The following is a 7,952-nucleotide window of genomic DNA, read 5'->3' on the forward strand; positions in this document are numbered from 1 at the left end:
CACGCCATGAAGCTCTCCCACGCCCTGCTGTGTTCGTCATTCGTGCTTCTGCATACCTCATTTCTCCAGGCAGCCGCCTTTGTGCATGAGACCCAGGTCGAGTTCTCCGCCAGCGGTGACTTCAATGGCGATGCTTTTCCCGATGTCCTCATCGTGGACAAAGCCACTGGTCTCTATCGCCTCGGCTATGGTGCGGGCACAGGTGCTGTCAGCTTTTCTCAGAGTCGTCCCACGGGTGTCTCAAATGTCACCGGCATCGCCGTCGGCAGGCTCAACGGTGTCACGGCAGACTCCTTCGCCGTCACCAGTGTGGATCAAAACCGCACACAGATCCTCTCACCCACGAGCCCGGGCGTGACTGTACCCTCCACGGCCTTCACCACCGGCCTCGGCCCACAGCTCCTTGCCGCCGTGGACCTTCCGCTCGGAGCTGCGCCTACAGCGGAGGATGACCTCGTCGTGCTCGCCTCCCGTGATCTCACGGACACCTATCAACTCCGCCAGATCCGTTCCAATGCAGGCACCTGGCCGCTGCTGCGCACTGACGATGTGGCAAACATTGCCGGTCGTAACGGCAACCCCATCGTGCCCGCGATCGGTGCCTCCTCCATTTTTGTCCACATGCGTATCGCCACGGCCTTGGTGGATGGATTCCAGGCTTATGCAGTCACCGGCACCAGCACCACTGCCATGCTCAGCCTCGCGGCCTTGCCGAAAGGTTCACAGTACATCTCCGGCATCTTCGACGGCACGGACGCGGACGTTATGTTCTGGGTGCCCGGCTCTCCCAACGTCAATGTCCGCCGCATCAGTGCTGGCGGGCCAGGCTGGACCTTCAGCAGTAATCTGAACTCCAATCTCGGTTTCAACATCGCCCAGTTGGCCCCTGTGAACACACCTGCGGGCAGGCGTGTGTTGGTCCGCTACGACAATGGCCTCCTGCGCGAATACCCCTACACCGTCGCCTCGGGTTTTGGCGCGCCGACTGCCATCACTGCGACAGGCGCTTCCGGCGTCCTCAGCGGTCTCGTTCCCATGCCGGGAAATGCTTTCCAACTGCTCTACGCACCTGCCCCCGGACAACCGAGCGAGACAGCTGTCTCCTTCACGAATTCAGGCACAGGCTGGACACAGACAGGCATTGTCACTCTGCCAAAGCTGAAGTTCTTCAGTGCCTTCGCGAATGTGATGCTTTTGGACAACCCCATCTTCCAGGTAGATCACGCGCAACTGCTCCACAGCTATCAGGTGCCCGATTGGACCACAGCAGTCACCGTCGGCCCACCTGTCACAGCCAGCGCCTCCACCTTCTCCACCAGCAGTACAGGCCTTGGCACGCCTGTTGTCACCACGCTGGGCACGCCGGGGGCTGCTCCTCTGGGCACGGCCGTGAACCAAATGCACGCTCAGTTTTCGCTCTTCAGCTTTGATGCCAACCTCGGAGCGGCACCGGATGCAGTCATCATTTCACCCGATCCTGGCACCTACGACACCGCGCAGAAAATCGAGTTCACCGGCCTCAACGGCGGCACGACCGTTTACTTCCGTCTTGGAGCGACGGGTGCCTTTCAAGCATGGAACTCAGCCAGCCCTCCCTGGCTCACGCGTCCGGTGACAGTGCAATACTACGCGCTCAGCACGGGCGGTGCGGGCACTGTACAAAGCGCCAGCTACAGCTTCTCCCAACCGCCCGCACTCCAGGATGCCGATGGCGATGGCGTGCCCGACTTTGTCGAGATCTCCTACGGCATGGATCCCAATGGCGGCGCGGATACCGATGGCGATGGCTACAGCGACCGCGAAGAAATCGCCGCTGTCACCAACCCGAATGACGTGGGTGATCACCCGACCTCCCATTCATCCACGCTCGATGCCATGCTCGTCGATGTCCGTGCGCAGATTAAAGACACTTTGGGAACCACCATGGGTGTCGCTGCTGATGGCACTCACGTCACCGTCACCGATCCTTTTGGCAATCAACTCGGTGACCGTCACATTGGCATCGGCACTGCCGCACCTGCCTTTGGCCGCGTCCGCACTCGCGCCGTCGATCCGGCGATGGGTTTCCTCATTGTCCGCACGGACAAACATTTCAGCACGAATCCCGCTGGCACAAACGAACCACGCGGACGCGAACTCATCGGGCTCATCCCCGCACTCGAACCAGAAGTCTGGAGCTTCGCCACCACGGACGGAGCCATCGGCACGCCCACCGCCTGGAGCTGGGGCGGCACGAACTGGCAGGCAGGCAGCAGTAATTGGAACAACGGAGCCACCGACACGCAGGGCTTCGACTCAGGCTGGAGCACGAGCCAGCTCGACCCACTGTGGGATAGCAGCCCGACCGGCACCTATTCCGCCGCAGGTTGGATCACCGCTTTTCAAGCCGCCGCCAATCGTGGCGCACGACCCTATGCCGAGATCACGCTCTCACCCGCCACCTCACTGGGTGCTGTGCTCGTTGGCAAGATCATGGGCGACCTCATCCTTGAGCGTGATCCCACTTCTACAGCGGATGCTGCGGAGCTTTTCTTCGATGATGCCGCCACTTTCTCCGGCCTTCGCCGCGCCTCTACCACCGTGCCCACGGCCGGCATCGTCCGCGCAATCGCCGTGCTGCGGCATGTTGATGATCAGATGGCAGGCGGCGATCTCGGCGCGCAGGCTCTGCGCAAGCTAGCCCGTGATGTTTATGCACTGCACAACGCCCTCGCTCCCGATGCACTCGACACCCTCTCCATGCCTCTTGATGCCCTGGCCTCCTTTGTGCAAACGGGCGCGCTTCCCGCCGACTACCTAGCCGTCACCACCTTGCCTCCAGCGGAAAGAAGCGCAGCATCAGCCAAGCTCGCAGCCATCATCGCCAGCATCCCTGAGCGCAGCAGCAGCACCCAAACCATGTACGTTCGCAGTGAAGCGCCAACGCCCGGACTCTCTCTCGTCAACGACACCGTCGCCACACCGCACCTCCTGCTGGATGACCGCATCCGCGCCCTCACCCTGCCAAGCACCGACGAAGCCCCCGCAGGCACACCTTTGCAAATCACCGCCTACAACGACCTACCGCAGATCGCTGGCTACACTGGCCTCGAAGTCACCTCGCTGACCCTCACTTCACTGCCCCTCGTCGTCGATGAAGACAGCGACAACGACCTCCTCGCCGACTCCTGGGAGCTCCGACACTTCGGCACACTCGCCCACGACACCCTCATGAATCGCGATGGCTCCCTCTACTCGCTCGCGCAGGAGTATCTCGACGGCACCGATCCCCGCAGCGCCAGCAGCAGCCCCGTGCTCGCACCCGTCCTCCTCGCCCTGCGTGACTTCCACCTTGCCAGTCTCGGCGGCGGTTCCTTCAGCATCAGCGCCGACTGGCCCCCTGCCTATGCCAATGCCATCGACGTCATGATCGAATCCAGCCCCGATCTCATCGAGTGGTTCCTCCCGAATCCCGCCCCCTACATCGGCAGCGGCGAATTCCGCGAAACCTTCTCCAACAGCGACCCCCGCTTCTTCTACCGCGCCTTCCCCGCGCTGAGACGTTAAGCGATCAGCTTGTCGATCACCTGCCCGCCGATCTGGGAGAGCTGTTTAAAGCGGCCGCCGTGGTAAAAGGTGAGCTTGTTGTCATCCAGCCCGAGCAGACGCAGCAGCGTGACATGCACATCACGCACGTGATGCACCTCTTCGATGGCCTCCATGCCGCGATCATCGGTGGCACCGATGCTGTGGCCGGCTTTGCAACCGCCGCCAGCCATCCACACCGTCATCGCCTTCGGGTTGTGGTCGCGACCGTAGGCCGTGCCGCCACGCACGCCATTGTCCGGCGTGCGGCCAAACTCACCGCACCAGACGATGAGCGTGTCTTCGAGCAGACCACGCTGCTTTAAATCCTGGATCAGAGCCGCGATGGGTTGATCCACCTGCCGGATCAGATTTCCGTGAGCCCGCTCGATGTAGTCGTGGCTGTCCCAGGTGCCCGCGTAGAGCTGCACGAAGCGCACGCCTTTCTCCACCAGCTTGCGTGCCAGCAGGCACTTCCGACCAAAGGCATCCGTCGCTTCCTTGCCGATGCCATACATATCCTTTGTTTTCACATCCTCCTTTTCGAGGTCGATCACCTCGGGCACCTGCATCTGCATGCGAAACGCGAGCTCGTAATTGTTCATCCGCGCCTTCAACTCGTCATGCCACGGATGATCCTCCGCGTGCTTGGCATTCAGCTTGCCGAGCAGGTCCAAATTTGCCCGCTGATGCTCCGGCGTGATGCCCTGCGGCGGACGCAGATCCAGGATCGGCGAACCCTTCGGCCTCAGCGGCGTGCCTTGAAATTGCGCAGGCAGATAGCCATTGCCCCAGTTCGCGCTGCCGCCCTGCGGATAGCTGATCTCGGGTAGCACGATGAACCCAGGAAGATCCTGGTTCACCGAGCCGAGCCCATACGTTACCCACGATCCAATCGCCGGATCACCGCCAAACCGGTTGCCACAGTTCATCTGATACATTGCCGTCGGATGATTCACCGAGTCCACCTGACAGCCACGATAAAAGCACAGATCGTCGGCCACCTTGGCTAGGTGCTGCCAGGGCTCGCTCATCCACGCGCCCGACTTTCCATGCTGGGCGAACTTAAAAGGTGACTTCACATAGTAGCGCTTTCCGCTTTCCATCGCCGACTTCTGCTTCCCCTCGCGGGTGAATTCCTTCAGATGCAGTTTCTCCAGCATTGGCTTCGGATCAAAGCAGTCGATGTGGCTCGGCCCGCCCTCCATCATGAGAAAGATGCAATTCTTTGCCTTCGCCGGAACCTGCTGAGCCTTCGGCGAAAGCGGCCCTTTTGCCTCCGCCGCCAGCAACGAGGTGAGTGCCACACTGCCAAGCGAGGTCCCCAGTCCAAAGACAAACTCGCGTCGCGTCGGCGCATGCAGCGCCCGCGAGCCAGCGCAGGGAAAGAAAGAGGTATTCATGGGAGATCCCGTTTCGAACGTCGGCTGCGTTTGGGAACTAGCATGGTTTCCATGCCCGAGCCGCCCCGTCACACCGTATTGTCCCCGGCGGAGAGAACCGGCATGCCTTTCGACGTATGAACCGCATGGCATCCTGCGCCAAGATCAATCAAGGCATGAATCGGCTCATCCATTTCCTTTTCTCCTTCACCCTGCCGATGACTCTGGCGGCCGTGGATTATGCCAAGGACATCAAGCCGCTGCTCAAGGAGCGCTGCGTCTCCTGCCACGGCACGGTGAAGCAAAAGGGCGACCTGCGGCTTGATGCGGGCGCTTTGATCGGGAAAAGCATCCACGCCGATCTGCTCGAACGTGTGACCTCACATGACGAAGACGAGCGCATGCCGCCAGAAGGCGCACGGCTCACTGAATCGCAGGTAGAAGCGCTGCGAAAGTGGTTCGCCGCCGGTGCCCCATTTCCGAGCGATGAAGTGATCCCGAAAAAGCCTTCGGAGCATTGGTCGTTTCAGCCGGTGAAGCGTCCGGCAGTGCCGAAGTCGGCGCAAGAGCATCCGATTGATGCTCTTGTCTTCGGAAAACACGAGCCAGCACCACAGGCTTCGCCGCCAGCGTTGCTTCGCCGCATTCACCTCGATCTCACGGGCCTGCCACCCACGATCACAGAGCAGGATGCCTTCGCACATCATTCCCCTCCTTCCCATCAGTCCTATGAGGCCGTGATCGACAACCTCCTCGCCCGCCCCGAATACGGCGAACGCTGGGCACGCCACTGGCTCGATGTCGTGCGTTACGCTGACAGCAACGGCTACGAGCGCGATGCCGAGAAGCCCTTCGTCTGGCGTTACCGCGATTACGTTATCGAAGCGCTTAATAAGGACAAACCCTTCGATCGCTTCGTGATCGAACAACTCGCCGGTGACGAACTGCCGGACCGCACACTCGAATCGCACATCGCCACAAGCTTCCTGCGGCTCGGTCATTGGGATGATGAGCCCGCAGATCCCGCGACGGATCGCTACGACCAGCTCGACGACATCGTCAGCACCACCGGGCAGGCATTTCTCGGCCTCACCATCGGCTGCGCACGCTGTCACGATCACAAATTCGAGCCTCTAGCCACACGAGACTACTACAGCCTCGTCGCCGTCTTCAATCCTCTCGAACGCCCCCGCAAAGGTCGCACCGAGCTGACTGTATCCGTCGATGGCACGGAGGTTTACACCTGGCGCGAGCCGTCTGCGAAAGCACCCGAGACGCATGTGCTCGTGCGCGGCTCGCCCATACGCTTCGGCGATCTCGTCGAGCCTGCGGTGCCCGCGATTCTCGTCAAACAACAGCCGGCGTTTACATCGGGCGACAAGACCACCCAACGCCGTCTCGGCCTCGCGCAATGGATCGCCAGCGATGAAAACCCACTCACCGCACGCGTGATCGTGAACCGCGTCTGGCAACAGCACTTCGGTCAGGGCCTCGTCACCACCGCGAACGACTTCGGCCTCATGGGAGCCGCGCCATCGCATCCCGAGTTGCTCGACTGGCTCGCGCATTGGTTCATGAACGATGCGAACTGGTCGCTAAAGAAGCTGCACCGCCTCATCCTCACCAGCCGCGCATGGCAGTCGATCAAATCGCCCGATGCTCTCATGCGCTATCGCCGCCTCGAAGTCGAAGCCATCCGCGATTCGATGCTCGTCGTCAGCGGCCAGCTCAATCCCAAGCGCTTCGGCCCCGCGATGAAGCCCGGCATCCCCAAGGCCGCGCTCGAAGCCAACACCGACAAAGAAAAAGTCTGGCAGGCCTCCGACGAGCGCGAAGCCTCGCGTCGCAGCATCTACGCCTTCATCAAACGCGGGTTGGTGATCCCCATGCTCGAAACCCTCGACCTCGCCGACACCGTCAGCAGCTGCCCCCAACGCCAAGTCACCACCGTCGCTCCGCAAGCCCTCAGCCTCTTCAACGGCGACTTCGTCAACCAACAAGCCATGCACTTCGCCACCCGCCTGAAGCGTGAAGCGAGTGATGATACCATGAAGCAGATCACCCTCGCGTGGCGGCTTGCGTTGTGCCGCGAGCCGACGGAGGACGAGTTAATGAAGATGCAGACGTTTTTGCGCGAGAATTCGTTGGAGCAGGCCTGCCGGGTGATTTTGAATCTGAACGAGTTTGTTTATCACGAATAGCCACGAATCTCCTTTTCACACACCGTCTAAAGAAGTTTGTTGAGCATGAGGAAGACGGAGACCAGCCAATGAAGGCCAGCGCGGGTGCCCGTCAGGCGTTCATAGTCGCGGCACAGGCGGCGAAAGCTTGACTGTCAGCCGACGGCGCGCTCCTCGTCCCAGCGTTTTGGGGGCAAAATGACTTGTAGCACCATTTTCCTGATTTTGGCAGGAGTGATAAAGCAACGGAATGAAGTCACGGATTGTACAAGTCGCACAACTCTCGATGAACCTCGGAGCAAGGCAACTGGCCGATTTCGGTTCGATCAAAAGCCGCCATGACTTCATGCAGCGGTAGTTGATGAGCTGCCTGATCCCCAAGACTTATCTCAAGACGACCTACCGAGGAGTCATCGACTGGCTGGAGGGTCACTCCGGGCTGTGCCGAGTGCTGGGTTTGCAGCACAAGCTGTCACATTACGAAGAGTAGCCTCTCGATGACCCGTGAGAGCTCGGTGATTGATTTGCCCTCCCGAACACCTGTCGCATTATGATATTCAAGGGTCTTTGGCGATTGTAAGGGCCTCAATCTGAGGCACTACTTTTTAGGGATGAAGTGCAAAGCTTTATGGGGGGCATCGCACGCTCCTCAGGTATCAAACCGCAACTCGCCGCGAGTTTTAAACACGCGTTAATCTGCTTGGCTGGTTATTAGGCGAACGAAAAGTGTGACATGGAGAGGTTTGAGTTTTGAGGGTGGTGGTGAGCGGCGGCCCGGAAAATCAGGGTGTGAGCTGCGGTTATGCACAGGGGGTGTTCGTTGGGT

The 7,952-nt window shown here is 60.4% G+C and carries 4 protein-coding genes; 3 read left to right on the forward strand and 1 reads right to left on the reverse strand.

Annotated features, from left to right (window positions below; genetic code table 11):
- Positions 1–6 precede the first annotated feature (6 nt).
- The gene (locus tag AC6FTP_RS10855; RefSeq protein ID WP_497206937.1) at positions 7–3,546 is read left to right on the forward strand and encodes a hypothetical protein; all 3,540 of its coding nucleotides are present in this window, start codon (positions 7–9) and stop codon (positions 3,544–3,546) included.
- On the opposite strand, the gene AC6FTP_RS10860 is transcribed toward AC6FTP_RS10855, so the two are convergent.
- Entirely contained in the window at positions 3,543–4,967 is a 1,425-nt protein-coding gene (locus AC6FTP_RS10860; RefSeq protein ID WP_497206938.1) for a DUF1501 domain-containing protein, read from the reverse strand. The two genes, AC6FTP_RS10855 and AC6FTP_RS10860, sit on opposite strands and share 4 nt — an antisense overlap.
- A 155-nt stretch (positions 4,968–5,122) precedes the next feature.
- Between AC6FTP_RS10860 and AC6FTP_RS10865 the strand changes: the two genes are divergently transcribed.
- Together AC6FTP_RS10865 and AC6FTP_RS10870 are read left to right on the forward strand one after the other, a co-directional pair.
- Entirely contained in the window at positions 5,123–7,147 is a 2,025-nt protein-coding gene (locus AC6FTP_RS10865; RefSeq protein WP_497206939.1) for a PSD1 and planctomycete cytochrome C domain-containing protein, read from the forward strand.
- A 340-nt stretch (positions 7,148–7,487) separates the two neighbouring features.
- Complete coding sequence (locus tag AC6FTP_RS10870; RefSeq protein WP_497206940.1) at positions 7,488–7,616, forward strand: hypothetical protein; 129 nt, start codon at positions 7,488–7,490, stop codon at positions 7,614–7,616.
- The last annotated feature ends 336 nt before the right edge of the window (positions 7,617–7,952 follow it).

The sequence above is a fragment of the Prosthecobacter sp. genome (genome assembly GCF_044378005.1).
GTDB lineage: Bacteria > Verrucomicrobiota > Verrucomicrobiia > Verrucomicrobiales > Verrucomicrobiaceae > Prosthecobacter.

Coding starts and splice junctions, on each gene's coding strand:
- AC6FTP_RS10855 (WP_497206937.1), top strand. CDS start 7: ATGAAGCTCTCCCACGCCCTGCTGTGTTCGTCATTCGTGCTTCTGCAT.
- AC6FTP_RS10860 (WP_497206938.1), bottom strand. CDS start 4,967: ATGAATACCTCTTTCTTTCCCTGCGCTGGCTCGCGGGCGCTGCATGCG.
- AC6FTP_RS10865 (WP_497206939.1), top strand. CDS start 5,123: ATGAATCGGCTCATCCATTTCCTTTTCTCCTTCACCCTGCCGATGACT.
- AC6FTP_RS10870 (WP_497206940.1), top strand. CDS start 7,488: ATGAGCTGCCTGATCCCCAAGACTTATCTCAAGACGACCTACCGAGGA.